Origin of the sequence: Marivivens sp. LCG002 (genome assembly GCF_030264275.1) — a bacterium.
GTDB lineage: Bacteria > Pseudomonadota > Alphaproteobacteria > Rhodobacterales > Rhodobacteraceae > Marivivens.
Genome location: NZ_CP127166.1, coordinates 14,983 through 40,000, shown reverse-complemented (window position 1 = coordinate 40,000; position 25,018 = coordinate 14,983). Strand labels below are relative to the sequence as shown.

The 25,018-nt window shown below is 61.2% G+C and carries 25 protein-coding genes (1 of these 25 cut by a window edge); 17 read left to right on the top strand and 8 right to left on the bottom strand.

Annotated features, from left to right (window positions below):
* From QQG91_RS14700 to nadC, 12 genes are all read left to right on the top strand, one after another.
* Positions 1 to 386: the 3' portion of a glutathione peroxidase gene (locus QQG91_RS14700; protein ID WP_285772502.1), read on the top strand. It extends 154 nt beyond the left edge of the window; only the last 386 of its 540 coding nucleotides appear in the window; the start codon falls outside the window, past its left edge; it ends in the stop codon at positions 384 to 386.
* A gap of 119 nt (positions 387 to 505) precedes the next feature.
* Complete coding sequence (locus QQG91_RS14695) at positions 506 to 709, top strand: DUF1127 domain-containing protein (RefSeq protein ID WP_285772501.1); 204 nt, start codon at positions 506 to 508, stop codon at positions 707 to 709.
* Positions 710 to 832: 123 nt separating this feature from the next.
* Complete coding sequence (locus tag QQG91_RS14690) at positions 833 to 1,681, top strand: putative selenate ABC transporter substrate-binding protein (protein ID WP_285772500.1); 849 nt, start codon at positions 833 to 835, stop codon at positions 1,679 to 1,681.
* A gap of 5 nt (positions 1,682 to 1,686) precedes the next feature.
* Positions 1,687 to 2,352, top strand: a complete 666-nt coding sequence (locus QQG91_RS14685; protein ID WP_285772566.1) for an ATP-binding cassette domain-containing protein — start codon at positions 1,687 to 1,689, stop codon at positions 2,350 to 2,352.
* Positions 2,349 to 3,821: a PhnE/PtxC family ABC transporter permease gene (locus QQG91_RS14680; RefSeq protein WP_285772499.1), complete on the top strand. Its 1,473-nt coding sequence runs from the start codon at positions 2,349 to 2,351 to the stop codon at positions 3,819 to 3,821. Before QQG91_RS14685 ends, QQG91_RS14680 begins: the two co-directional genes overlap by 4 nt.
* Positions 3,822 to 3,910: 89 nt before the next feature.
* Positions 3,911 to 4,558 (top strand): paraquat-inducible protein A, encoded by a 648-nt coding sequence (locus QQG91_RS14675; RefSeq protein ID WP_285772498.1) that lies wholly within the window; start codon positions 3,911 to 3,913, stop codon positions 4,556 to 4,558.
* Positions 4,525 to 5,163 (top strand): paraquat-inducible protein A, encoded by a 639-nt coding sequence (locus tag QQG91_RS14670; RefSeq protein ID WP_285772497.1) that lies wholly within the window; start codon positions 4,525 to 4,527, stop codon positions 5,161 to 5,163. The genes QQG91_RS14675 and QQG91_RS14670 overlap by 34 nt, the downstream gene beginning before the upstream one ends.
* On the top strand, positions 5,156 to 7,261 hold the full coding sequence (locus tag QQG91_RS14665) for a PqiB family protein (protein WP_285772496.1): 2,106 nt from the start codon (positions 5,156 to 5,158) through the stop codon (positions 7,259 to 7,261). Before QQG91_RS14670 ends, QQG91_RS14665 begins: the two co-directional genes overlap by 8 nt.
* A gap of 4 nt (positions 7,262 to 7,265) precedes the next feature.
* Entirely contained in the window at positions 7,266 to 7,817 is a 552-nt protein-coding gene (locus tag QQG91_RS14660; RefSeq protein WP_285772495.1) for a PqiC family protein, read from the top strand.
* Positions 7,818 to 7,979: 162 nt separating this feature from the next.
* Positions 7,980 to 9,029 carry a quinolinate synthase NadA gene (gene nadA, locus QQG91_RS14655; protein WP_285772494.1) on the top strand — a complete coding sequence of 350 codons (1,050 nt, stop codon included), beginning with the start codon at positions 7,980 to 7,982 and terminating at the stop codon, positions 9,027 to 9,029.
* A gap of 10 nt (positions 9,030 to 9,039) precedes the next feature.
* Complete coding sequence (locus QQG91_RS14650) at positions 9,040 to 10,596, top strand: L-aspartate oxidase (protein WP_285772493.1); 1,557 nt, start codon at positions 9,040 to 9,042, stop codon at positions 10,594 to 10,596.
* Between the two features lie 2 nt (positions 10,597 to 10,598).
* Positions 10,599 to 11,450: a carboxylating nicotinate-nucleotide diphosphorylase gene (gene nadC / locus QQG91_RS14645; RefSeq protein ID WP_285772492.1), complete on the top strand. Its 852-nt coding sequence runs from the start codon at positions 10,599 to 10,601 to the stop codon at positions 11,448 to 11,450.
* On the opposite strand, the gene cueR is transcribed toward nadC, so the two are convergent.
* Together cueR and QQG91_RS14635 are read right to left on the bottom strand one after the other, a co-directional pair.
* Positions 11,447 to 11,833 (bottom strand): Cu(I)-responsive transcriptional regulator, encoded by a 387-nt coding sequence (gene cueR, locus QQG91_RS14640; protein ID WP_285772491.1) that lies wholly within the window; start codon positions 11,831 to 11,833, stop codon positions 11,447 to 11,449. The two genes, nadC and cueR, sit on opposite strands and share 4 nt — an antisense overlap.
* Positions 11,834 to 11,913: 80 nt before the next feature.
* A complete protein-coding gene (locus QQG91_RS14635; RefSeq protein ID WP_285772490.1) occupies positions 11,914 to 14,319 on the bottom strand; it encodes a heavy metal translocating P-type ATPase in 2,406 nt (801 codons plus the stop codon).
* Between the two features lie 183 nt (positions 14,320 to 14,502).
* Here QQG91_RS14635 and QQG91_RS14630 point away from each other — a divergent pair, with 183 nt between their 5' ends.
* A complete protein-coding gene (locus QQG91_RS14630; RefSeq protein WP_285772489.1) occupies positions 14,503 to 14,700 on the top strand; it encodes a heavy-metal-associated domain-containing protein in 198 nt (65 codons plus the stop codon).
* Here the strand turns inward: QQG91_RS14630 and QQG91_RS14625 are convergent.
* The 3 genes from QQG91_RS14625 to QQG91_RS14615 form a co-directional block, all read right to left on the bottom strand.
* Positions 14,697 to 15,701: a hypothetical protein gene (locus tag QQG91_RS14625; RefSeq protein WP_285772488.1), complete on the bottom strand. Its 1,005-nt coding sequence runs from the start codon at positions 15,699 to 15,701 to the stop codon at positions 14,697 to 14,699. The two genes, QQG91_RS14630 and QQG91_RS14625, sit on opposite strands and share 4 nt — an antisense overlap.
* A 155-nt stretch (positions 15,702 to 15,856) precedes the next feature.
* Positions 15,857 to 16,972, bottom strand: coding sequence for a ParB/RepB/Spo0J family partition protein (locus QQG91_RS14620; protein WP_285772487.1), 1,116 nt, complete (start codon positions 16,970 to 16,972; stop codon positions 15,857 to 15,859).
* Positions 16,969 to 18,276, bottom strand: a complete 1,308-nt coding sequence (locus tag QQG91_RS14615) for an AAA family ATPase (protein WP_285772486.1) — start codon at positions 18,274 to 18,276, stop codon at positions 16,969 to 16,971. Before QQG91_RS14615 ends, QQG91_RS14620 begins: the two co-directional genes overlap by 4 nt.
* A 477-nt stretch (positions 18,277 to 18,753) precedes the next feature.
* Here QQG91_RS14615 and QQG91_RS14610 point away from each other — a divergent pair, with 477 nt between their 5' ends.
* From QQG91_RS14610 to QQG91_RS14595, 4 genes are read left to right on the top strand one after another with little or no spacing between them, the layout of a single operon-like run.
* Entirely contained in the window at positions 18,754 to 19,437 is a 684-nt protein-coding gene (locus QQG91_RS14610; RefSeq protein WP_285772485.1) for a DnaA N-terminal domain-containing protein, read from the top strand.
* Between the two features lie 39 nt (positions 19,438 to 19,476).
* Positions 19,477 to 20,640 (top strand): KpsE/RkpR family capsule polysaccharide export protein, encoded by a 1,164-nt coding sequence (locus QQG91_RS14605; protein WP_285772484.1) that lies wholly within the window; start codon positions 19,477 to 19,479, stop codon positions 20,638 to 20,640.
* Positions 20,637 to 21,407, top strand: coding sequence for an ABC transporter permease (locus tag QQG91_RS14600; RefSeq protein ID WP_285772483.1), 771 nt, complete (start codon positions 20,637 to 20,639; stop codon positions 21,405 to 21,407). Before QQG91_RS14605 ends, QQG91_RS14600 begins: the two co-directional genes overlap by 4 nt.
* Entirely contained in the window at positions 21,404 to 22,054 is a 651-nt protein-coding gene (locus QQG91_RS14595) for an ABC transporter ATP-binding protein (protein ID WP_285772482.1), read from the top strand. Before QQG91_RS14600 ends, QQG91_RS14595 begins: the two co-directional genes overlap by 4 nt.
* A gap of 22 nt (positions 22,055 to 22,076) precedes the next feature.
* On the opposite strand, the gene QQG91_RS14590 is transcribed toward QQG91_RS14595, so the two are convergent.
* The 3 genes from QQG91_RS14590 to QQG91_RS14580 all read right to left on the bottom strand — a co-directional run bounded on the left by QQG91_RS14590 (position 22,077) and on the right by QQG91_RS14580 (position 24,914).
* The gene (locus tag QQG91_RS14590; RefSeq protein ID WP_285772481.1) at positions 22,077 to 22,808 is read right to left on the bottom strand and encodes a DUF2793 domain-containing protein; all 732 of its coding nucleotides are present in this window, start codon (positions 22,806 to 22,808) and stop codon (positions 22,077 to 22,079) included.
* A gap of 79 nt (positions 22,809 to 22,887) precedes the next feature.
* Positions 22,888 to 23,769 carry a glycosyltransferase gene (locus tag QQG91_RS14585; RefSeq protein ID WP_285772480.1) on the bottom strand — a complete coding sequence of 294 codons (882 nt, stop codon included), beginning with the start codon at positions 23,767 to 23,769 and terminating at the stop codon, positions 22,888 to 22,890.
* Complete coding sequence (locus tag QQG91_RS14580) at positions 23,769 to 24,914, bottom strand: UDP-galactopyranose/dTDP-fucopyranose mutase family protein (protein WP_285772479.1); 1,146 nt, start codon at positions 24,912 to 24,914, stop codon at positions 23,769 to 23,771. Before QQG91_RS14580 ends, QQG91_RS14585 begins: the two co-directional genes overlap by 1 nt.
* Between the last annotated feature and the right edge of the window lie 104 nt (positions 24,915 to 25,018).

Below are 25,018 nucleotides of genomic sequence, written 5' to 3'. Positions count from 1 at the left end.
TTGTGAATACCGCCTCGCAATGCGGATACACGCCCCAATATGCCGCGCTTCAGGCGCTGCATGAAACCTATGGGCCGCGTGGGCTTATTGTGATGGCGACGCCGTCTGATGATTTCAGACAGGAATTGAACGATGCCGCAGCGGTGAAAGAGTTCTGTGATGTGAACTATGGCCTGACCCTCCCGATGACCGACATCATCAAGGTGACAGGGCCGCAGGCGCATCCGCTCTATCGCTGGCTCAAGACGGATTACAATTTCCAGCCGCGCTGGAATTTCAACAAGGTGCTGATCGGCACCGACGGCACCGTGATCGACACCTATCGCTCGGGCACCAAACCCGACGACCGCGCGATCCTGTCGCTGATCGAGGGGCAGCTGGCCTGAGCTATTCACTTTCTGCATTGCAGCATTGAGAAGACTCGCACTACTCGGATCGACTGTTAGCGCCGATATTACTCCTATCAGACGGGCCCGATACGGGGCCAAAACGAAAGGAAAAACATATGGCACTTCAAATCGCACTTCCCGCAGCAGGTTTCGGCGTTTCCAATATCGTCGCCCTCGTGTCCAAAGCTCTCGAGCGCCGCGCCGCTTACCGCGCAGCCTATGCCGAGCTTGCAATGCTCACGGATCGTGAACTTGCCGACATCGGTATCGCACGCGCCGACATCGACACCATCGCACGTCAGGCTGCCGACGCTGTCTAAGCGGCGTCACATCATGGCGACTTTCAAGGGGCCCATCGGCCCCTTTGTCTTTTGGTGACTTCAAGTTGCCGACCCAAAGGGGTATCCGCGCCGCATCCTGAATTGAACTGATTGGTCCAAGTGATGCGTGTTTCTTTAATTGCTCTTACCTTTGTTCTTGCTGCTGGCGGTGCCCTTGCACAGGACACGCTCTATTTCTCCGCCATCCCCGATGATGACGAAACCAAGCTGGTCGAACGCTTCGGCAAGGTCGCGGAATACCTCGAAGAGAAGCTCGGCGTTCCCGTCGAGTATGTCCCCGTCAAAAGCTATGCCGCATCGGTCACGGCGTTCCGCAACAACCAGATCCAGCTTGGCTGGTTCGGCGGACTTTCGGGCGTTCAGGCGCGTCTTGCCGTTGATGGCGCCCGCGCCATCGCCCAAGGCGTCGAGGATGAAACCTTTGTCACCTATTTCATCGCCAACAGCGAAACCGGCCTTGAACCGAGCGACGGCTTTCCCCTCGCGGCCCAAGGCATGAGCTTTACCTTCGGGGCCCAGACCTCCACCTCGGGCCGTCTCATGCCCGAATTCCACATCCGTCAGGAAACAGGCATGGCCCCCGACGAGTTCTTCTCCGAGGTCGGCTTTTCGGGCGATCACGGCCAGACGCTTCGTCTTGTCTCTTCGGGTGCCTATCAGGTCGGTGCGCTGAACTTCACCGTTTACGACAGCGCGCTCGGCACCGCCGAGGCCGAGAACACCACGCTCTTGTGGAAGACCCCGCCCTATCCTGATTACAACTGGACCATTCGCGGTGATGTCGATGCGACCTTCGGCGAAGGATTCGCCGACAAGGTTCAGGCCGCATTGCTCGGCATGACAGACGCCGATCTTCTGGCCTCTTTCCCGCGTTCTGCCTTTATCGAGGCCACGAACGCGCTTTATACCCCGATCGAGGACACGGCGCGCGCACTCGACATTCTCGAGTGAGCACGATGGGCGGGATCGTGCATCTGGAAAAGCGAACACTGGGATGGGGGGAAACCCCCGTCCTTACCGATGTCACGCTGACTGTCGGCATCGGCGAGCGGATCGCGCTTCTGGGACGGTCAGGAACGGGCAAAAGCACGCTTCTGGCCGCTCTGCGCGAAGAGGTGGAAAAAACCACCCACCGCGCGGCCCTCGTGCCGCAGGATCTCGGGCTGGTGCCCCAGCTTTCGACATTCCACAACGTCTATACGGGGCGGCTCGACGACTTCGGCACGCTCCGCAACCTCGGCACGCTGGTTTATCCGCGGGCCAAGGATCGAAGCGAGGTCGGGGCCATCCTCGCCTCGGTCGGTCTTCCCGACATGCTCCGCAAACCCGCCGAAACGCTGTCGGGCGGCCAGCGCCAGCGCGTTGCCATCGCCCGCGCCCTCTATCGCGGCGGCGAGGTGGTCTTTGCCGATGAACCCGTCTCGGCGGTGGACATCACCCAAGGCCACCATCTGATCGAGCAGTTGCACGCGCGGTTCTCCACCTCGGTCATGGCGCTCCACAACGTAGACCTTGCCCGTGCCCACGCGACCCGCGTCATCGGTCTCAAAGGCGGGAGGATCACCTTCGACCTCGCCGCCGTCGATCTCACCGACGCTCAGGTCGCAGAGCTCTACGCATGACGGCCGCCCGTGCGCGCAAATTCGGCCTCTGGGCCTTTGTTGCACTCAGCCTCATTGCGCTCGGACTCTCCGATCTTCAAAGCAACCGCCCCGATCCGTGGAACACGCTTGTGGCACTCGGGCGCGGGTTTCTCACCCCCGACTTCGGCACCGACGGGCTTTGGCTGGGCGCAGCGCTCACCGTGGCCTTTGCCCTTGTCGGTGTGCTGTTCGCCGCCGCCATCGGCCTCGTCCTTGCGCCCTTTTATGCCAATCCCGTCGTGCGCGGGTTCTGCGTGACGCTCCGCTCGATCCACGAACTCTTTTGGGCGCTCCTTCTCATGCAGGTCACGGGCCTTGGACCCCTCACGGGCCTCTTGGCGATCGGCATTCCCTATTCGGGCATCTTCGCCCGCGTCTTTTCCGACCTCTTGAGCGAAACGCCCCAATCGGCGGCAAGCGCCCTGCCCCGTTCGACCCCGCGCACCTCGCTCATCCTTTATGCGCGGCTCCCTCTCGCGTGGGACCAGATCAAAGCCTATGCGCTCTATCGCATCGAATGCGGGCTGCGCTCTTCGGCAGTCCTTGGGTTCATCGGCCTTCCGACGCTCGGGTATCTGCTCGAAACCTTTTTCCGTCAGGCCCATTACTCTCAGGCCGCCGCCGTCCTCTATCTCTTTTTCGCCCTGATCCTCCCCGTGCGGCTCTGGATGCGGTGGAGCCTGACGCCGCTTTACCTTGTCGCCGCGCTCTGGCTTCTGGCCCTGCAGAAATTCCCCCCGATGGGAGAAGGCGCTCTGATCCGCTTTCTGACCGAGGACATCGTCCCCGCCCCGCTCCGCAATGGCGGCGAGCTCCTCCCATGGCTGACCAAACTCCTCGAAACCCAAGCCCTCCCCGGAACGCTCACAACAGTGATCCTTGCCCAAGTCGCCTTGGCCCTTGCCACGCTCATCGCGATCTTCGGCTTTCCTGTGCTCGTGCCCCGCGTCTCGGGCCGCATCGGCTCGATCATCGCCCATGGCGTGTTCGTCGTCCTGCGCTCGATCCCCGATTACATGCTGGCCTTCGTCTTTCTTCAAATCCTCGGCCCCTCGCTGCTCCCTGCGGTCCTTGCCCTTGGCCTCCATAACGGCGCGATCATCGCCCATTTGCTCGGCCAACAAAGCCGCGGCCTCGCTCTGCGTCCCGATGCGCCAAGCGGCCTTTCGCTTTGGGGCTACGAACTCCTCCCGCGCCAGAGCGGGACGATCTGGGCGCTCTGCCTCTATCGCTGGGAAATCATCATCCGCGATTCCGCGATCATGGGCCTTTTGGGGCTCGGCACTCTGGGCTTTTTCATCGAAAAGAACGTGCAGGAACTCCGTCTCGACCGCGTCGTCGTGCTTTTGCTGGTGTCGGCCGCGCTCACCTTGGTTGTGGATCACATCTCGACCCGCCTGCGCGCCTCCATGCGCCTGCGCCTCGGCCCGCAGTCCGTGACAACCTAGGCGCAAAGCCGCCGTGCCAAAAGCCATGCCGCCTTGCACCCCCCGCCGCCCCGACTACAATAGACCAAGGCAAACGGATCAAATCACGTATGAACCCCATTCACGCCCATCAGGACAAACTGTCCCCCAACGGGCTTATCGCATGTCCGACCTGTGACGCGCTGCACAAGGAAACCGACGTGCCCATCGGCATGGCTGCGAAATGCGTGCGCTGCGGCCATACCCTCTTGCGCCCCCGCAAAAGCGCGATGACCCAGATCCTCATGCTCGCCGCCACCGCCTTTGTTCTGATGTGTGCGGGGATCTTCTTTCCCTTTCTCGAACTTCAGGCAGGCGGGCGGATCACGCGATCCTCGGTCTTCGATGCGGTGCTGGCCTTTTCCGACGGCTTCATGCTCCCTGTCGCGATCCTTTTGGGGGCGCTGATCATCGTCGTGCCGTTGGTGCGGTTCATGGCGCTGATCTATGTGTTCGCGCCGATGTCGCTCGGACATTACCCCGCCCGCTATGCACCCGAGGCCTTCCGCCTTGCCGAGCGCCTGTCGCCTTGGTCCATGGCCGAGATTTTCATCGTCGGTGTCGGCGTCGCCCTGATCAAGGTCACGGGTCTCGCCACCGTTCTCATCGGCCCCGCCTTCTGGGCCTTTTGCGGGCTTGTCGTCGTCACCGTTCTCAAAGACACCTTTATGTGTAAGCTGACCGTATGGAAAACACTGGAAAACCGACGTCTGTACTGACCGCACGCGCGGCAGGTCTCGTTGGATGCACCCGTTGCGGTCGCGTCCACGACCAAGGCGTTGCCCTCTGCGTCCGTTGCGGCTCGACCCTGCAAAGCCGCGACACCCTTGCCCTGCAAAAGGTCTGGGCATGGTGGTGGGCGGGTCTCATCGCCTATGTGCCCGCGAACATCTATCCGATGCTGCGCATGACCCAATTCGGCCGCCCCCACGAAAGCTCGATCATGGGCGGCGTCATCGACCTTGCCCAGCACGGCGATCTTTGGGTGGCCTTTGTCGTGTTCTTCGCCTCCATTATCATTCCCATCGGCAAGTTCATCGCCATCGCCTATCTCGCGTGGTCGGTGAAAAAGGGCATCCGCACTCGCGATGTGGGGCGGCTCCATATGTATGAAATCGTGGAATTCATCGGCCGTTGGTCGATGATCGACGTATTTGTCGTTGCGATCCTGACGGCCTTGCTCCAGATGGACTTTATTGTGACGGTTTCACCGGGGATTGCGGCCTTTTCCTTTACGGTCTCGGTCGTGTGCACGATGATCTCCGCCCAGAGTTTTGACCCCAGAACCATCTGGGACACAGAGAAAGAGACGCCGCGTGTCTGATCAACAGCCTTCCGAATTGGACCTTCAACCGATCAAGCGGAGCTTTTGGCGCAATCTCTCGCCGCTTTGGGCCGTGCCGCTCCTGTCGCTCGTGCTTGCGCTCGGTCTGGCATGGCAGAGCTTTTCCGACCGTGGCGTTCTGATCGAGATTCTGTTCGACGAAGCCTCGGGCGTTACCGCAGGCGAAACGCTCATCAAATACCGCGACGTGACCATCGGCGAGGTGGAGCGCGTCGACTTTACCGAAGATCTGACCAAAGTCATCGTCTATGCCCGCGTGAACAAAGCCGTGGTGCCCTATCTCGACGAAGACGCGACCTTCTGGGTTGTCGAACCCGAGGTAAGCGCGCGCGGCATTTCGGGCCTCTCCACGGTTCTATCGGGCGTCTATATCCAAGGCGCATGGGACGACCGGATCGGAACGGCAAAGACCAGCTTCGACGGTGCATCGACCCCGCCTTCGGTTCTCCCCAATTACAAAGGCACCCGCATCACGCTGCGTGCCGCCGACGGCCAGATGGTCAGCGCGGGCGCTCCGATCTTTTACCGCGGACTCGAGGTCGGTCGTCTGGGCACCCCGCGCCTGACGTCAACGGGCGATGCGATCCTGATCGACGCCTATATCGACGCCCCGCATGACAAGCTCCTCAATTCCGCCACCCGTTTCTGGGATACTTCGGGCTTCTCCGTCTCCTTCGGAAGCGGCGGCCTTGCCCTGAACGTGGAAAGCATCGCGACGATCCTCTCGGGCGGCATCGCCTTTGACTCGATCTTCGAGAACGGCGGTTCGATCAGCACGAGCGCAGTCTTCGACATCTACGACGAAGAGGCCGAGGCCCGCCGCTCGATCTTTGTCGGTCGCGTTCAGAACGGTGTCGCCGTCTCGGTCGCCTTCGGCGAGTCGGTCAGCGGCCTCACCCCCGGCGCGCCGGTCCAGTTCGCAGGCATCGAAGTCGGCGAAGTCTCGGAAATCCGTGCGCAAGTAAACGACGAAAACCCCGATCAGGCGATCACGCTCCTTGCCTCGCTCAACCTCGATCCGCTGCGTCTCGGCATGCCCAATGACGCCACCACCGAGGAAACCATCGACTTCCTTCGGGTCTCGGTCGAAAACGGTATGCGGGCGCGTCTGGCCACCTCGGGTATCTTTAGTTCCTCGCTCATCGTCGAGTTGGTCATGATGAACGACACCCCCGATGCCTCGCTCATCCTGCGCGGCGAGGACGAGCCAATCCTGCCCTCCGTGCGCTCGAACATCCCCGATTTCACCGCCACCGCCGAAGGCATGATCGAACGGATCAACTCGCTTCCGATCGAAGAGCTGCTTGATCAGGCCATCAAGACCATGGCCAGCATCGAAGACCTTGCCGCCGATCCCGATCTTCGCACCGTGGCCCCCGCGACCCGCACCCTCCTTGAAGACACCAGCGCTTTGATAAACAGCCCCGATCTTCAGGCGATCCCGACCGATCTGCGGGCCACCATCACCGATCTTCGCACCATCACCGAGGAACTGCGCAGCGCCGATGTCTCGGGCACCCTCACCCGCGCTTTGACCGCCGCCGAAACCACGGCGAACAACCTGTCGACCGCCTCCGAAAACGTGCCCGCCTTGATCGAGGACCTGCGCACCCTCACGGCTAAGGCGAACAGCCTAGAGGCCGAGGCGCTTATCACCCAAGCAACGACGTTCCTTGCCTCTGCCGATGCGGTCATCAACACCGACGGCGCACGCGCCCTGCCCCAGTCGCTGACCGATGCATTGGACGAGGTCCGCCTTGCCGTGGCCGAACTGCGCGGCGGCGGTGCCGTCGATAATCTCAACGCCGCTCTGAACTCGGCTCAGGCCGCCGCCGAATCCATCGATGTGGCCGCCAGCGATTTCCGCGTCACCATGGCCGATCTGCCCCGCCTGAGCGAACAGCTCAAAGGCGTTCTCGCCACCGCCGAGCGCGTCATCGCCAGCTATGGCAACCGGTCGGACTTCAGCGACGAAACCATCAGAGCCCTGCGCGATGTGAGCGATGCGGCCCGCGCCGTCGAAGCCCTCTCGCGCCAACTCGAACGCGATCCCGCATCGCTGCTTCTAGGGAGATAAGACCATGAAACGCCGCCTTTTCCTTCTCTCTGGCCTTGCACTTGCGGGCTGTGGCTCCGATCCCGCGCTCTATCTGGTCGAGCCGCCCGCCCCCGCAAAAGCGGTGCGCATCGCGGTAAGCTCGATCGAGGTCAAGGACACCACCCTGCCCGCCTATGCCGAAGCCTCGGAAATCGCCTACGAATCCGAGGACGGTTCGATCCGCACCGTGACCGATACGCTTTGGGCCGATGATCCGACCCGCGCCTTTACCTCCTCGCTCGTCTCGCATCTCTCGCGCGCCACAACAGCCCGCGTCGCCGCCGAGCCTTGGCCGCTTGAAACATGGCCCCAAGCGGAACTTACCGTGCGCGTCGACAAAATGCTCGCCCGCGCCAACGGCAACTTCCAGCTTTCGGGCCAATTCGCGCTGTCCTCCCCCGACGGCGTGATTTCCGACCGCATGCGCAGCTTCGACATTCAGGTGCCTTTGAACGGCGAAGGCTCCGCCGCCATCGCCGACGCGACAGGCCGCGCGATTGCGGGACTGGGTGCCGAGATCATCGCCGCGCTGTGATTGTGAATCCACCGATCCCGCGCCGATAGGAGCATAATATTTCCTCAACGCGCCGCGTCGGGCAACAAATCGGCGCGAATCTCTGTCCATTGCCGAATTCGGACTGGAACGCAGCGCGTCAGGGTGTAAACACCACGTGACATTTCTTTTGGGGGAATTGCCATGTTTGATCTTGTTTCCATGCGCGCTGGCCTTGCCGAACATTACGATCTCGCGCCCAATCCCGAGCTTGCCGCTTCGATGGCCGATCTTTACGCACGGATGGACCGCGTGGTCTCTCCCGCCGATTGGGCCATCGCCGCGCCCTATGTCGCTGCAATCAACGCGCTCAAGAAAGAGCGGGATGCGGTGATCCTCGCGCACAACTACATGACCCCCGACATCTATCACGGTGTGGCCGATTTTGTCGGTGACAGCCTCCAGCTCGCGATCAAAGCGACCGAGGTCAAAGAAAAGGTGATTGTTCAGGGCGGCGTCCATTTCATGGCCGAAACCTCCAAGATCCTGAACCCCGAGAAAACGGTCCTGATCCCCGATGTCGCCGCAGGCTGTTCGCTCGCCGAAAGCATCACCGCCGCAGGGATCGAGGAAATGCGCGCCAAATACCCCGGCGCGCCCGTGGTCTCCTATGTGAACACCACCGCCGAGGTCAAAGCCGCCTCGGACATCTGCTGCACCTCGTCGAACGCGCTCCAGATCGTCAACGCGATGGAGTCGGACACGGTCATCATGACCCCCGACCAATACCTCGCCCAGAACGTCGCCAACGAAAGCCACAAGAACGTGGTCTACTGGCCGGGCTCGTGCATCGTGCACGAAGAATACAAGGCCGAGGATCTGCGCGCCTACCGCGAGATGGTCCCCGATGTGAAAATCATCGCCCACCCCGAATGCCCGCCTTCGGTCGTGGCCGAAGCGGATTACTCGGGCTCGACCTCGGGCATCATCAAATGGGTGCGCGACAACAAACCCGCCAAGGCCATGCTCGTGACCGAATGCTCCATGGCGTCGAACATCGCGGACAGCCTGCCCGAAGTGGACTTTGCCAAGCCCTGCAACATGTGCCCCTACATGAAGAAGATCACGCTCGAAAAAGTGCTCTGGTCGCTTCACACCATGACCGAGGAGGTCTTTGTCGACCCTGAAGTCTCGGACAAGGCCCGTCTTGCGGTGCAACGTATGATCGACCTCAGCGTCAAGCTGGGCATCTAAGGAACCTTCCATGCAAGAGATCAGCACTGATCGCGTCGTTATCATTGGCGCGGGCCTCGGCGCTCTTTACGCGGCCCTTCGGCTTGCCCCGCGGCCTGTGCTGATGATCTCGCCCGAAACGCTCGGGATCGGCGCAAGTTCGGCTTGGGCCCAAGGCGGCGTTGCGGCAGCGATGGATTCGGGCGACAGCCCCGCAAGCCACGCACACGATACCGTCGTTGCCGGCGCCGGCACCGTCGATTGGAACGTGGCCGACCGCGTCACCCGCGAGGCGCGCGAGCATATCCTCGATCTGACCAACCTCGGCACCCCCTTCGACCGCACCCCCGAGGGCGGCTATGTGATGAACCGCGAAGCGGCGCATTCCTACGCCCGTGTCGTCCGCGTCAAGGGCGACCAAGCGGGCGCCGAGATCATGAAAGCCCTCATCGCCCAAGTGCGCGACGAACCCGCGATCCAGGTGCTCGAAGGCGCTCTGGCCACGGGCTTCGTGATGGACGGAAACCGCGTGAATGGCGTTCAAGTCGTCTCGGCCAAGCCCAAAGGCTCTGCGCCCATCACCATTCAGGGCCCCGCCTACCTTGTGGCCGCTGGCGGTTCGGGCGGTCTCTTCGCGCTGACCACCAACCCGCCGCGCATTCGCGGTCAGGTCATCGGCATGGCCGCCCGTGCAGGAGCCGTCATCGCCGACCCCGAATTCGTGCAGTTCCACCCCACCGCCATCGACGTGGGCGAGGACCCCGCCCCCCTCGCGACCGAAGCCCTGCGCGGCGAAGGCGCGATCCTGATCAACAAGCACGGCGAACGTTTCATGCTCACCGAGCATCCCGACGCCGAGCTGGCCCCCCGCGATATCGTCGCCCGCGCCGTCTATACCCAGACCCAAGCGGGCCTTCGCCCCATGCTCGACACCCGCGCCGTGCTTGGCGAACGCGTCAAAACCCAATTTCCCGCCGTGGCCGAGGCTTGCGCCCGCAACGGCTTTGACCCCGCCGTCGATCCGATTCCCGTTGCCGCCGCCGCGCACTACCACATGGGCGGCATCGACACCGACGACAAAGGCCGCTCGTCTCTCGATAACCTCTGGGTCTGCGGCGAGGCGTCCTCCACGGGTCTTCACGGCGCGAACCGCCTTGCCTCAAACGGCCTTCTCGAAGCGCTCGTCTATGCCCGCATCTGTGCCGACGGCATCAGCGAAATCATCGCCGAATCCGAAGCGCCCGAGATCGACGTCACCTTCGACGGCCAAGGCGATATGCCCGACGACGCGCTTGTGATGCAGCTTCGTCGTACCATGACCGACAACGTCGGCGTGGTCCGCACTGCCGAAACGCTGGTCACCGCGCTTCGCACCATTGCCGCTCTCGAAGAGCAAAGCACCTCGGAAACCTTTCGCAACATGACCGCAACGGCGACCCTCATCACCGCTGCCGCTCTCCTGCGCGAGGAAAGCCGCGGCGCGCATTTCCGCACCGATTTTCCCATCACCGATGGCGAAGTCGGCACCCGCACCCGCATAACTCTGACCGAGGCGCTCGCCCTCAGAAACAGCATCGCCAAGGAGTGACCATGAGCACCTTCGCCACCCTCCCCGACCTGATTCTCGAACCCTTGGTGCGCTCCGCCCTTCTCGAAGATCTCGGAACCTATGGCGATGTGACCACCCGCGCGGTGATTCCCGCTGGCACCACCTACGAAGCGCGCCTCAATGCCCGCGAAAACGGCGTCGTCTCGGGAATGCAGATCGCACGCATCGCATTCCATCTCGTTGACCCGACCCTAGAGGTAACTACCCACATTTCCGACGGCCAACCCTGTACCAAGGGCGATGTCCTCATGACGATCAAAGGCTCGGCCGCCTCGATTCTCTCGGGCGAGCGTGTGGCGCTGAACTTTGCGGGCCGCCTGACGGGAATCGCGACCCTCACCGCCAGCTTTGTCGCCCAAACCAAGGGCACGAACGCCCGTGTCACCTGCACGCGCAAAACAACTCCGGGTCTGCGCATCGTCGAGAAACAGGCAGTGCTCCACGGCGGCGGCTTCAACCACCGCTTCTCACTCTCCGATGCGATTCTCATCAAGGACAACCACATCGCAGCCGCTGGCGGAATCGCCGCTGTGCTGAACGCGACCAAAGCCGTCGCCTCGCATATGGTCCGCGTAGAAATCGAAGTGGATCGCCTCGACCAGCTTGCCGAAGTCCTCGAAACGGGCGGTGCCGATGTCGTCCTGCTCGACAACATGGACACCCCGACCCTCATCGAAGCGGTGAAAATGGTCGATGGACGGATCAAGACCGAAGCCTCGGGCAACATGAAGCTTGAACGCATCGCCGAAGTCGCCGCGACGGGCGTCGATTACATCTCGTCGGGCGCGCTCACCCATTCGGCCAAAACGCTTGACCTCGGTCTCGATTTCTAAATCCCGCTGAGGTCGCTCAGGATCGGACAATCGGGCCGATCATCTCCGGCACAGCAACTGACAAGATGCGCAAGCGTGTTGCGCATCTCTTTGAGCTCTTCGAGCTTGCGATCAATCTGCGCGAGCCGCTCCTTGGCGAGCTTTTTCACGTCCGCACTCGCCCGTGTCCGATCCTCCCAAAGATGCAGCAGCGTGCGGCAATCCTCGATCGAAAATCCCATGTGCCGCGCCCGCCCCAGAAAAGCGAGCTTGTGCAAGTCGCTCTCGCGGAACCGCCGATAGCCGTTCTCGGACCGAAGCGGTTCGACCAGCCCGATATCCTCGTAATAGCGGATCGTCTTCGTCGGAAGCCCCGAGCGGGCCGACACTTCACCGATGTTCACCTCTCCACTCCTTTTCGTCGCTTATACTAGAGCCTATGCTCTAAAAATTGGATTTCATGCTTCTTGGGCATGATTAGTCTCTATTTTGGGGCCTGAACAAACCGAAGTCGCAGCGCATTGGAGAGCACGAACACACTCGAAAGCGCCATCGCACCCGCCGCCAACATGGGCGACAGCATCCCGCTCGCCGCCACGGGGATCAGAAGCACGTTATAGCCGAACGCCCACACAAGGTTCTGCTTGATGTTCCGCATCACCACCCGCGACAGATGGAGCGCCGTCACAACACCCTGCGTGTCCCCGCTCATCAGGACAACATCCGCGCTTTCCATCGCCACATCGGTGCCGCTCCCGACCGCAATCCCCACATCCGCAGTGGCCAGCGCGGGCGCGTCATTGATCCCGTCCCCGACAAAGGCCACAGGCCCCTGAAGCTTTTCGATCGCTTTGACCTTCCCCTTGGGAAGCACCTCGCCCACCACGTGATCGATCCCGAGCTGCCGCGCAATCGCCCGCGCCGTCGATTGATTGTCGCCGGTGATCATCGCAACTTCGATCCCCTGCTTGTGTAGAGACTTGATCGTTGCCTCGGCCTCAGGCTTCACGGGGTCCGCCACCGCGACCACAGCAACCACCTCTCCGTCAATTGCGGCATAGAGCGGAGTGCGCCCCAATCGCGCAAGCTCCCGCCCCCGCGCCTCGAAGGGACCGAGCGCGATCCCTTTCTTCACCATCAAACGATCCGCTCCGACATAGACCTGCTGCCCCTCGACCATCGCCTCGAGCCCATAGCCCGCCAGCGATTTGAACTTCTCGACCTCGGGAACTGCGCCCTCATGCGCGGCCACAATCGCGCGCGAGATCGGATGATCCGACCCCCACTCCACCGCCGCGACGACGGCAAGCACCGCCGCACGATCAAGGCCCTCTTTCACCTCGAAATCGGTGAGCTTCGGATGCCCCTCGGTGAGCGTGCCTGTTTTGTCGAAACCAACTGTTTTGAGCCTTGTTAGAGACTGAAGTGCGTCCCCCTTGCGGAAAAGGACCCCAAGCTCGGCCGCCCTGCCCGTCCCGACCATGATCGATGTTGGCGTCGCAAGGCCCATCGCACAAGGACAAGCCACGATAAGCACCGAAACCCCCGCAACAAGCGCATGGGTCAACGACCCGTCCACCACCAACCAGCCGAGAACGGTAAGCACGGCAAGCCCCATGACCGCAGGCACAAACCAAAGCGTCACACGGTCCACCAACGCCTGAATCGGAAGCTTGGCACCCTGCGCCTCCTCGACCATGCGGATGATCTGCGAGAGCACCGTATCCGCCCCGACATTCACCGCACGGAACGTCAAAAGCCCGTCACCATTCACCGTGCCGCCCACCACATGAGCGCCTGCGCTCTTGGACACGGGCACAGGCTCGCCCGTAATCATGCTCTCGTCGACATAGCTCTCGCCCGAAACCACCTCGCCATCGACGGCGATCCGCTCACCGGGGCGCACGACGACAAGATCACCGACCCCGATGTCCTCGAGCGCGACTTCAATTTCGACACCATCACGGCTCAATCGCGCTGTTTTCGGACGAAGCCCGATAAGCTTGCGAATGGCGGCGCCGGTCCGCCCTTTGGCCCGTGCCTCCATCATCCGCCCGAGAAGGATCAGAACCACAATGACGCCCGCCGCCTCGAAATACACCGCCCTCGCCTCCTCGGGGAGCACCTGCGGCGCAAAGGTAGCCACCACCGAATAGCCATAGGCGGCCGTGGTCCCCACCGCGACAAGGCTGTTCATATCGGGTGCGCCGCGCAACAAAGCAGGAAACCCCTTGAGGTAAAACTGACGCCCCGGCCAAACAAGAGCAAGGGTCGTCATCCAGAATTGGAACTCCCAAGACAACTGCGTTCCGATTACGATATCGATCAGGTGGTGAATATCGGAAAACACATGCCCCCCCATTTCAAGGAGGAAAACAGGAAGCACAAGAACCAGCGCAATGATCAGATTGCGCCTGAGTAGACCCGCCTCTGCCTCTTTGCGTGCGCCCGTATCCTCAGCGCTCGTCCCTGCATCGACGACCTTCGCGGGATAGCCGACAGCCGCTGTTGCTGCGCGCAACGCCTCGACCGTCACCGCCCCTTCGAGATAGGTGACAGAGGCGGTTTCAGCAGCAAGGTTCACCGAAGCCGCGGTCACGCCCTCGACCGCTTCAAGAGCCTTGTCCACCCGCCCGACGCAAGAGGCGCAGGACATCCCCTCGACCGAGAGCACCACCGAAACCGTCCGCGCGGGATACCCCGCCGCATCAAGCACCGCCGCGACCTCCGAGGCACTAACCTCTTCGGGGACCCGAAGGCTCGCCGTTTCGGTGGCAAGATTGACTGCGACCCCTTCCGCTCCGTCGATTGCGGCAAGCGCCTTGTCGACCCGTCCGACGCAAGAGGCACAGGTCATTCCCTGCACCGAAAGTTTGATCTGCTTGGTCATGGTAACCCCTTTCCATCGCTTTCACCCCCACCTAAGCCTTCCAGTAACTGGAAGGTCAAGGGTTCCGTTTCCGATTTCCCGTGAACCGAAACCTTCCCCGCGGGGAAGATTCGCCGTGGCGCGATGCCCGCTTGACCTTCCCCGCGGGGAAGGTTTCATCCTGCTCGGACCAAGGAGACCACCATGACCCGATTCCACATTGCCAACATGACCTGCGGCCACTGCAAAGCCAGCGTTGAAAAAGCCGTCACCGCTCTGGATGACGACGCAGAGCTGGACTTCGATATGGAGACCCGCGAGGTCGAGATCGACAGCACCGCATCCAAATCCGCGATCCTTTCCGCGCTTGACGCGGCGGGCTATCCTGCGGCAGAGATCTAGATCGCTGCGGTCCAGTAGCGATAGCGCCGCTGGCCCGTCACCTCTTTGACCAACCCGAGCGCGGCGAGACGGTCAAGGTTGCGCTGCACTGCTGCCCGACTGGCACCTGTCCGCACTTCGGCCATTTCAGCCGAGAGGAAGGGCACCTCAACGAGGACAGAGACAAGCCGCTCGGGCGTGCGCCCCGACATCGGCGCGATGGCAGCTCGCGCCCGACTGCCCCAATCCTCAAGCCGATCGAGGGTAAGGTATGCCTCTTGCGCACCGTTACGGATCGCCTCGAGCCACGGAAGAAGCCGCTCCTCGACTGGTCCGCTTGACCTGATCGCGCGCATCCCGACCGAGGCCATCGGCGCAAAGGGCAGGGCGCGAAGCCCCGTTGCCGCCACTCGCATCGCCAAAGTCGCCGCCTCAAGCACGCTTTCAGGACCCGACAGCCCGATCCTTTTCCAGTCGTGAAAGGCCATCGCGGCGGCGGTCAGCGGGTGCAATTGCCCGCTCCTGATCGAGCCGACCCACGCGAGCCCATCTTCCCCGCGGGGAAGGTTTTGGTCCTCGAACCCGAAAAAGGCCTCGATGTCCTCGGGCGACACAGACCCCACCAGACGCCGCCGCGCCCAATCTGCCAGTGCGAGGTCGCGGGCGTCATCCTCGGCGGTCGAGACCCGCAGTTCGGCATAGAGCGCAAGCCGCTCGGGCGCGATGCGCCGCCCGTCATACCAGCTTAGCGCCGAGGCCTCGCCAAGGGCGATCCATTGAGAAGCCCCCTTGGTCGCCGCAACCTTTTCATCAAGCCGCGCGAGCGCTGCCCACGCCTCGGCCAAGGGACGACCCAATCCCGCCTCGGCCCGCGCCCAGTCCACCGACCAGCCCTTGACCGGCAATGGCGCAAGCGGGGCAGGGAGGTCGGTCGGCGCAGCATCCTCAAGAGGCGCGGGGAGGAACCAAAGGTCCTCTTCCTCGTCTTCGGGAGTGTCTGAGGGGCTGTCCAAAAATTTCATAGCCCCAAAGGTATCACATTTGTTATGCGCAAAATACAATGATTTTGCACATAACTCGGACAAAGGGTGGGAGGGTGGAATCTTCCCCGCGGGGAAGGTTTTAAATGAAAAAGGCGACCCAAGGGCCGCCTCTCTCGAAACCAAAGCGCAGAGCGCTATTCGATCTGGTTCAAAAGCGTGCGCACAGCCTCTTCAAGCTTGCGCCGATCGATGGTTGAAAAGTCGCGTCCAAGACGGATCTCAAGCCGCCCGTTTCCGGCGGTGCATTTCGCAACCCCGTGCGGGCGCTCGATCTGAAATGTGGTCTTGGCCTTGGTCGGCGCAGCGCTCGGGACTTTGTCGGCCTTTTTCGCGACGGGAAGGCCAAAGTCATCCTCTTCCTCTTCGGCGTATTTGCGCAGTACTTCAAGCTCGTCACGGACCGAGTAATTTTCCCAGCCTTCAAGATCGTTGCGTATCGCGGTGCGGAGCCCTTCGACCTCGGTCAAGCGCTTGGAGAGGGCAAGCCCGAGACGGCGCGGGATCTCTTGCGGGAACTTCAAAATCCCGTCGAGCGCCTCGACCAGCGGAATGAACCCACGGATATAGGTCCGCTTCTGATACCCAGCAGAAGAGAAGAGCGCGGCGACCGCCTTATCAGGGTCTGTTTCAGCGGTAGTAGGGTCTTTTGCATAGTCGACAGCAAGCTTTGCCATCTCGGCAAAGGAGATGTCCTTGCGGACAAGGTTCTCGTCCACCATCTTCCTATATAGAGTCTCAACGCTTTCGCCCTGTGCAATGATTCCGGCTGGAATAGAGCCGAATTTCTCTTCGTCGCCCGTTTCCTCCAAAAGCTCTTTGAAGGCGGTCAAACGGCGATAGCCCTGGATCAGCTCGAAGCGGCCATCGGCGCGCGGTTCGACGCGGATCGGGTTCGAAAGGCCGATGTCCTTGATCGAGGATTTAAGCTCGATGATTTCAAAGTCGGGCCCCTTGCGACGGTCGCGCACAAGCTTGTGCGTATCGATCTTGTCGAGCGGGATCATATCGACGATCAGCCCGAGTTTTTTCAGCCGCACATGTTCATGGGCGAGGGCGTCGTTCTCGGCGCGGATTGTCGCCTCGATTTCCTGACGCTCGCGCAGGCTCCCTGCGGTTTCGCTGATCGCGGTGGCCATGGGACCGCGACGCTTGCCCTCTTCGTTCGGGGCGTCGATCTTCCCCGCGGGGAAGGTTTCGGCAAAATCATCCTCGGGGAGGTCGATGTCGAAGACGCGACGTTTCTTGCTCATTCCTCATCCTCCAAGTTCTTCCATGCGGTGAGCACGGACCCTTTGAATTCCTCGTAGGCCCGATCAAAGGTGGCCCGTGCGCGGCGCCACGTTTCGCGGGTCATGTCCCGATAGTCGATCTCGTAGACCGAGCTTAGGAAGCGGCCCGACTGTTCGACCGCGCGGGTCATTTCGATCGGGTGCTCTGCTACATGATCACCAAAAACCTTTCTAAATGCTTCGAACATCGCACGGTGCAGCTCGTTTCCGGGCTCGTAACGGGTCATGAGGAAGCGCACGTCCTGAAAGACCTTGGGCAGCTTGATCTTCCCCGCGGGGAAGGTTTGGGGATAGCTGTGCGCAAGATCACCGAGCGCTTCGGCAAGCTGACCGATAAAGGATGTGGTGGAGTCGTATTCCCAATAGCCGGGACCAGAGGGGATATAGAGCATGTCGGCGGCGAAGACCGCGTTCATCGACTGATAGCCGATCGCGGGCGGGCAATCGAACATGATGAGGTCATAGGCGTCGCTCGGGATCGCATCGAGATAGCGGGATACCGCCCCGAAGAAGGTCCATTCGGGATTGAGGTGCCGATACTGGGCCGAAGCGAATTCCACGAAGGCGGCGTTGGCGCAAGACGGGATGATGTCGATGGTCGGCCAAGCGGTCGGCTTGATGAAGTCAGCCACCCGAAGATCGCCAAGGCCAAGATCGCGGATCGACGCGGGAATGCGGCGCTGGGGCAGGGCGGTGCCCGACTCGGCGCCCTGAACAGCGGCGTTCATACGGTCGGTCTCGCGGATGAGATCGCGGGCCATGATGCCCCAAACGGTGTGATCTTCGGCCACGTCATTAAGTCCCATGGAGTGGGACAGGGTTGCTTGAGGGTCAAAGTCGACGACAAGAACGCGGTAGCCATCAAGCGCGGCGGCATGGGCAAGGTGAAGCGCAACGGTGGACTTGCCCGCGCCGCCCTTGAAGTTGGCGATGGCCACGCGGAAGGCGCGCTTGCCCTGAGGCCGCTCGGGCATAAGGGACTTGCGGTTGATCTTCATCTTGCGGCGCAGCTCGTTGATCTCTTCAAGGCTGAACCAGCGCTGGCGGCCATCCTCTTCAACCTCGCCCCCCGGAAGATCGGGTTCGGCGGCAAGACGGCCGCGGAAGGTGGACTGGTTGATCTTGAAGATAAGCTCGGAGACTTCCCAGCTCGAGAAGCGACGGAGCGTCTTTTCCATCTGGGGGCTGAACGTCTGACGGCGGATCCAGGTCTGCATCTTGAGCGACTGCGCCTGAAGGTTTGCCAAATCCTCGTGGGTAAACATGCCTGCTGTCTTTCTTATTGGACGTAAATATTCTTCTAGATCGGAAATACGCTGAATTTGCCAAAAATGCAAAAGTGAAGTTTAGTGAAAACGCAAAAAGTGCAAATCCGTTGGCGGGCCATGAAAATAAGGCCGGAAGCGATTCGGCGGAGGGGCGTTTGTGGGCGGGGGCAGGCCCCGATGAACGTGCCAGATTTAGGGGGACACCTTGGGGCAGACCACTGCTATTGGGGTGACAAAAGTTTCATTTAGGGTGACAGCCTGAATGTCCCCTATTACCTATTTAACCTGAAAATCCATTCAGATTTTGGTATTGGGGACGGGCCTCGACCTCTCGGCGGAGTCAAAGCGCTTGACAGAATCGAACGTCAGGACGCAAATAAGCCAACAGATCGGAAGAACGTTGTGATCCGGCAAATGGGACGACCAAGATCCCGAACAGAGGCGCGGCCCTAGGGCCATACGAGGAGCAGCAAAGTGCAGGTTGCCAAACCCGTCGGGCGTTCAGCGTCCGTCAAGAAATATGACATACTCTCTGCATTGGCTGCCTTTGGTCTGTCTCAGGATAAGCACGTCCAGCGTCAAGTGCTTCGGCTTATGGCTTTGATCACCACGCGCTATAACTGGCAAAAGGACGAGCTTACCATCGGACAGAACGAGATTGCCAAGCTCTGGGCCTGTGACACGCGAACGGTCAAACGCGAGATGTCCAAGTTCCGCGCAAGCGGCTGGCTTGTCGAGAAACGCGGTGCGGCGCGGGGGCGGGTTGCGGTGCATGGCCTCTGTCTCGAAAAGATCATGGGGGATACCAAGCCCGTCTGGGAAAACATCGGCCCCGACTTTGTCGCCCGTGCCGAAACCCCGATTGAGGCAGAGACACCGAGCAATGTCGTCAAATTCGCGCCCTCTCGTGTTCAGGCGCCGAGTGACGACGGCTCGCTCTGGTCCGGAATTTGCAAGAGCTTTTACGACGATGATCCCGCAAGTTTTGCGGCGTGGCTCTCGCGGCTTGATCCTGTCGGGCGCGAGGACGACAGGTTTGTAATTTCCGCCCCGACGCGGTTCCATGCAAATTATGTCGAGAGCCATTTCGGGGATCGGCTGTTGCGCGAGATGAGACGACTTGACCCGACGGTGCGAACACTTCGGATCGTTCACTAGTCAACCATTGCTTAGGGCTTGGGAGGTAGGCTGCCGCCTATGGAGCAGGACAACGCCATAGAGAGACCTTCGGGCCTTGTGACCTCGCCGCGTGCGGTGCGGGCCAAGCGGCGTGGATGGCGTCTGGCCGCGAGTTTCGCGGTGATGGTCGTCGCGCCGACCGTTCTTGGCGGCTGGTATTACGGCAAGGTCGCCTCGGACCGCTATGCAGCGGGGGCGAGTTTTGTGGTGCGGGGGGTCGAAGCGGCCTCGGGCGTCGATCTCTTCAGCAGTTTCACCGGCATGACCTCGGCAGGATCGACCACCTCGGACAGCTATATCATCCGCCGCTATCTCGAGAGTCCCGATCTTCTTCGGGCTTTGGATGATATGCTCTCGCTGAGAGAGCATTTCGCGGACGAGACGCTCGATCCAGTCTCTAGATTGGCCCAAAACAGCACTTTGGAAGAATTCGTCGATTATTGGTCGCGGCGGATCCAGACCAGTTACGACAGCACGACCGGGATCGTGAGTTATGAGGTGCAAGCCTTCGATCCCGACACGGCGATCGTGGTCGCCGATGCGGTTCTTGATGCGGCGACCCAGCTTGTGAACGAGCTTTCCGAAAAGGCACGCCGCGACTCGGTGCAGTTCGCCACCCGAGAGGTCGAGCGTGCGGAAGAGCGGCTTTATGCGGCGCAGATGGCGCTTCGGCGGTTTCGAGAGGAGCAGGGGGCTTTTGATCCCGTCATCAACGCGCAGCTTGACGCCGAGTTGATCGCGACGCTTGAAGCGCAGCTTGCCGAGTTGCAGGCACAGGTCGTCGTTCTTGCCGAAGCGGTCGGGCCCGATGCGCCGCGGCTGACCCAATTGAAACGGCAGGTCGAAGCGCTTGCCGACCAGATCGCACAGCGCCGCGCCGCAATCGGCGGTGATGGGGGCGGTGGGGCAACCGCGAATATGTTGGCCGAGTTCGAGGATCTCCAGATCGAGCAGACCTTTGCCCAGCAACGGTATGCTTCGGCGCTTACCTCGCTTGAGGCTGCGCGAATGGAGGCGGATCGCCAGCAACGCTATCTGGCGATTTTTGCGCGGCCGTTTCGTCCCGAAGAGGCGGTTTATCCCGAGCGGCTCCGCAACTCGCTTTTGATTTTCGGCGGGGCCTTTGTGATCTGGTTGATTTCGACGCTGATCGCTCTGGCGGTGCGGGACCATGTGAGATGAGCGGCGCACTTGTCGCGCAAATCCGTGTGATTGCGGCTCTGACTCTGCGGGAATCGCGAATGACGTTCGGGACGAGCCATGCGGGATACCTCTGGGCGGTGATCCAGCCGCTGCTGTCGATTTCGGTTCTTGTCGCGATATTCTACGTGATCGGGCGACAGTCGCCTTATGGCACCTCGCTTGCCTTGTTCTTTGCGAGCGGGGTTCTGACACTTGAGCTTTTCAATCGGTTGAGCGGGACCCTTCTCCGCGCATATGTCGCAAATCGGCAGCTGCTTTATTATCCTGCGATCCGTGAAACGGACGCATTGTTTGCGCGCTTTCTCCTTGTGGTGCTGACCTATCTGGTGATTTTTGCGCTGTTCTTTGGCGGGCTCGTGGTGCTCGGGTTGGCCGAGATGCCATGGGCCCCCGATACGATGGTGGCCGCTTTTGCCGCGACAGCTCTTTTGGGGCTTGGTGTCGGGAGTGTGCATGCGATGCTCATGCGGGTGACGCCGATCTGGGCGCATGTCGAGACCGTGATCGGACGGCCCTTGTTTTTCCTCTCGGGCGTCTTTTACATCCCGTCGCAAATGCCGCCCGAGGTCGTGGCCGTGCTGCGCTGGAACCCTGTGTTGCATGTGATCGAATGGATGCGCGAGGGGTATTATCCGCATTACGACAGTGATGTCTTTGATCCGTTCTATCCGCTTGCGATTGCGCTTGTTTTGCTGGTCTTGGGCCTTGGGTCCGAGCGAATGACGCGGCGGTGGAGGGCGGCATGATCGCGCTTGATCGGGTGTCCAAATCCTATCTGGTGAAAGGCTTTCACAAGCAGGTGCTCGACGAGGTGAGCTTTACGCTTCCCGAGGGGAAGAACATCGCTTTGATGGGGCGCAACGGTGCGGGGAAATCCACCTTGCTGCGGTTGATTGCCGGCACCGAAATGCCGAGCCGAGGGGATATCCTCCGACATGAGCGGGTGAGCTGGCCGATGGGATTTTCGGGCGGGTTCAACGGAACCATGACGGGCGTCGAGAACATCCGCTTTGTCGCGCGGCTTTATGGGCAGCCGAGTGAGGATGCTCTTGAGCGGGTCGAGGAGTTTGCAGAACTTGGCGCTTCGCTCGATCTTCCGATTGCGACCTATTCCAGCGGGATGAAGGCGCGGCTTGCCTTCGGGCTTTCGCTTGCGATCGATTTCGATACCTATCTCATCGACGAGATTACGGCCGTGGGGGACCAGAGGTTCAAGGTGAAAAGCCGCGCGGCGCTCGGCAAAACCGTCGAGACGTCGCGCGTAGTCATGGTCTCGCATTCGCCTTCGGTGGTGAAGGATTTTTGCGAGGTCGGTGTGCTGCTCTTTGAGGGGCAGCTTTATTACTATGACCAGATCGACAGTCTTTTGGCGGACTATCGGAGGTTTTGCTGATCAGTCTCTAATCAGGCCCGATTCAGAATAGATCGTGCCACAGCGTGCCGTCGAAACACCGCAGTTTCTTGGTGGCTCCGTCAAAGTAGAGCGTTCCTTCTAGTGGGTTTGCGGGGGCGCTTGTTGCAGGAAGTGTCGCCGCGCCCGTGCTTGCGTCGAAGCGGAGCGCCGTGAACCATTTGCCGCCGTCCGCGCTCACTTTGATGGCGAAGTCTGTGTCACCCGAAAGGCCCATTTCCGCGTGTCCCGTCCAATTGCTCTGAAAGAGGAGCGAGGCGGTTTCGGCGGACCCCGATTTGTTGACTTTGAGCTGATGGCCCGCGCCGTCGTGTGTGAAGAGCGATGCGGGTGCCGAAACCGAGAGGCGGTTATAGGCATCTGCGTTGGTGTTCACCCCAAAGATCGATGCGGTGCCGAGAGCGGGAATGAGGGTGCCCGATTGAACGACGAAAAGCGCGGCGCGTGCCTTGTCCCAGAGGCGCCAGCCGTCTTGGGGGGTGATGAACTCCCATCCACCCGAGAAAAAGGCGGCGAGCGTGCCGTCTTGTCCGCTCCAGTCACCGATGCCCCCCGTGCCGACGAAATAGGTCGCGCCTTCGAGAGGGGCGGTCGGCGGGGTGGTGCCGCCTGCTTCTTCGATGACGAGCTGGGTGATGTGATCGAGCCGCGCAAGTGCTTCGTTGTGGGTGATGTGTTTCTGGGCCTGCGCGGGTTGCAAGAGCGGAAGGCCCAAGCGAGCGGTTGAATCAGACATGTGCGTTCCTTTTGGCTGGATAGGCACATGCTGCCGCTCTTGGTTTATGGATTGGTGAAGGGAGCGAACGTTGCGCGCCCTAGGGGAGCGGGTCGCCCGACCGATAGGCGCGAAACGCCCTGATTCCCGCGGACATCCCGCCCCGCGTGGCGCGGAGAATTTCGGTGCGGTTTTGGACGCTCACACGTGATTTAGTGCGAAGATAGTGTCTGATCATCACCAAAGGCAGCAGCCAAGGCATCAGGTCGAGCGTGACAAGAACGCGGTTGCGCGCGGAATAAAAGGCGCGGGTCGGGCTTGGGTCCGAGTGGCCGCCGAGATGGGTAAAGCGCACCTCTTCAAGGGTGTGATGCACCAGCCCCGCCCGCCCCAGACGGAGGGCATAGGCGGTGTCGTCGCCGCCGATGAAAAGGCGCGGGTCGGGAAGGCCGTGCCGCCGAATGGTTTCGGGCCGAATGAAGGCCCCGACGAAGGAAAGCGTATCGACCGGACCCGAAGCGTTCGGAAAACGCGGTGTGCCCATGATCCATTTCACGAAGGCTTTGACCGAAAGGAACGGAACACGCGTCGGGCGATTGAGGGGATGACGCGTGCCGCTTTCGGTATCGACCCGCGCGGCGACCATCCCCGAAGCCGCAGTCTCGGGCAGGTGGGTTTCGAAGGCGGCAAGCGTCCCCTGATTGGGAAAGGCGTCGTCATCGAGAAGCACGACCCAATCCACATCAAGCGCGGCCGCATGCTTCATCCCCGCTGCAAAACCGCCCGCGCCGCCCGTATTCTCGGGCAGGGTCAGGATATCGAGCCTTGGGTCCGATTGCGTTGCGAGGAATTCCGCGGTGCCGTCGCTCGACGCATTGTCGACGATGACCACACGGTCAAAGGGTTCGGCAAGACAGAGCGGCAGGGTCCGCGTCAAAAGCGCCAGACGATCATGGGTGACAATGACAGCCGCGAACCGCATCAGATCGGAGAGGCCGAAAAGACAGGCATATCATCGGGGGCACGCAGGAATTGTGCGGCGCAATCCAAGGCTTCGCGCACGGCAATGTCCATGTCGATATAGCGATAGGTTCCCATACGGCCCGCAAAGGTGATGTTTTTCTCGGCTTTTGCCCGCTCGATGTAGCGGGCGAGGACGGCTTTTTCACTGATCAGGCGGATCGGATAGAAGGGCTCGTCCTCGGGGCTGCAATCGTCGGCATATTCGCGAAAGGCCACCGCCTCGCGCGGGGTTTCCCACGGGGTGAAAAAGCTGTGCTCGGCGATGCGGGTCCATGGCACGTCGGGGTCGGAATAATTCACCACGGCACGTCCCTGAATCGGGGTGGGGGCACGCAGTTCCTCGAAGCGCAAGGTGCGATAGCCGAGCCGCCCTTCGGCATGGTCGAAATAGGCGTCGAGCGGCCCGCTCCAGAACACGTGGTCGCCGCTGCGCAGATCGGCGCGGGTGATTTCGGTTTCGGTGTGGACCGTGATCGCGGGATGATCGAGAAGCGCCTCGACCAGAGCGGTGTAGCCGAACCTTGGCTGGCCCTGATGCTTGTGACCGAAATAGCAATCCTCGCGGTCGAAGCGCATCGGCAGGCGGGCGGCCACAGAAGCGGGCAGATCGCTTGGCGGGCGGCTCCACTGTTTGGCGATATAGCCCTTGTAAAAGGCATTGAACAATTCGTGGCCGAGCGTGCTGAGCGCTTGTTCTTCGGCATTGGCGGCGGGGCGGGCGAGTTTGAGGCACCGCGAGGCGATAAAGTCCCGCGCCTCGTCGCTGGTGAATTGGGTGCCGTAGAAGGCATTGATCGTGTCGAGATTGACGGGAAGCCCGTAGTCCCGCCCCTGATAGCGCGCAACGACCCGATGCTTGAAGGGCTCGAAGAGGGCGAACCGCTGGACATAGGTCCAGACCTCGGTGTCATTGGTGTGAAAGATGTGCGGCCCGTATTTGTGCAGCATCGTCCCCGAAGCGGGGTCACGAAACGTAAAGCAATTTCCCGCAAGATGATCCCGACGCTCGAAAAGCGTGATGGAACAGGTGCCGCTGTCCGCAAGTTGGCGTGCGATCACCGCACCGGTGAGCCCTGCGCCTATGATGATGATGTTGCGGGACATGCGGTCTCTTTGTTCTGGTGATAGAGAGATAGCGCGGCGGGACCCGTTGCGCAAATCCCGCCCCTTGCCTTTTGGGATGGGGCACGAGCAGAATAAGGATAGCA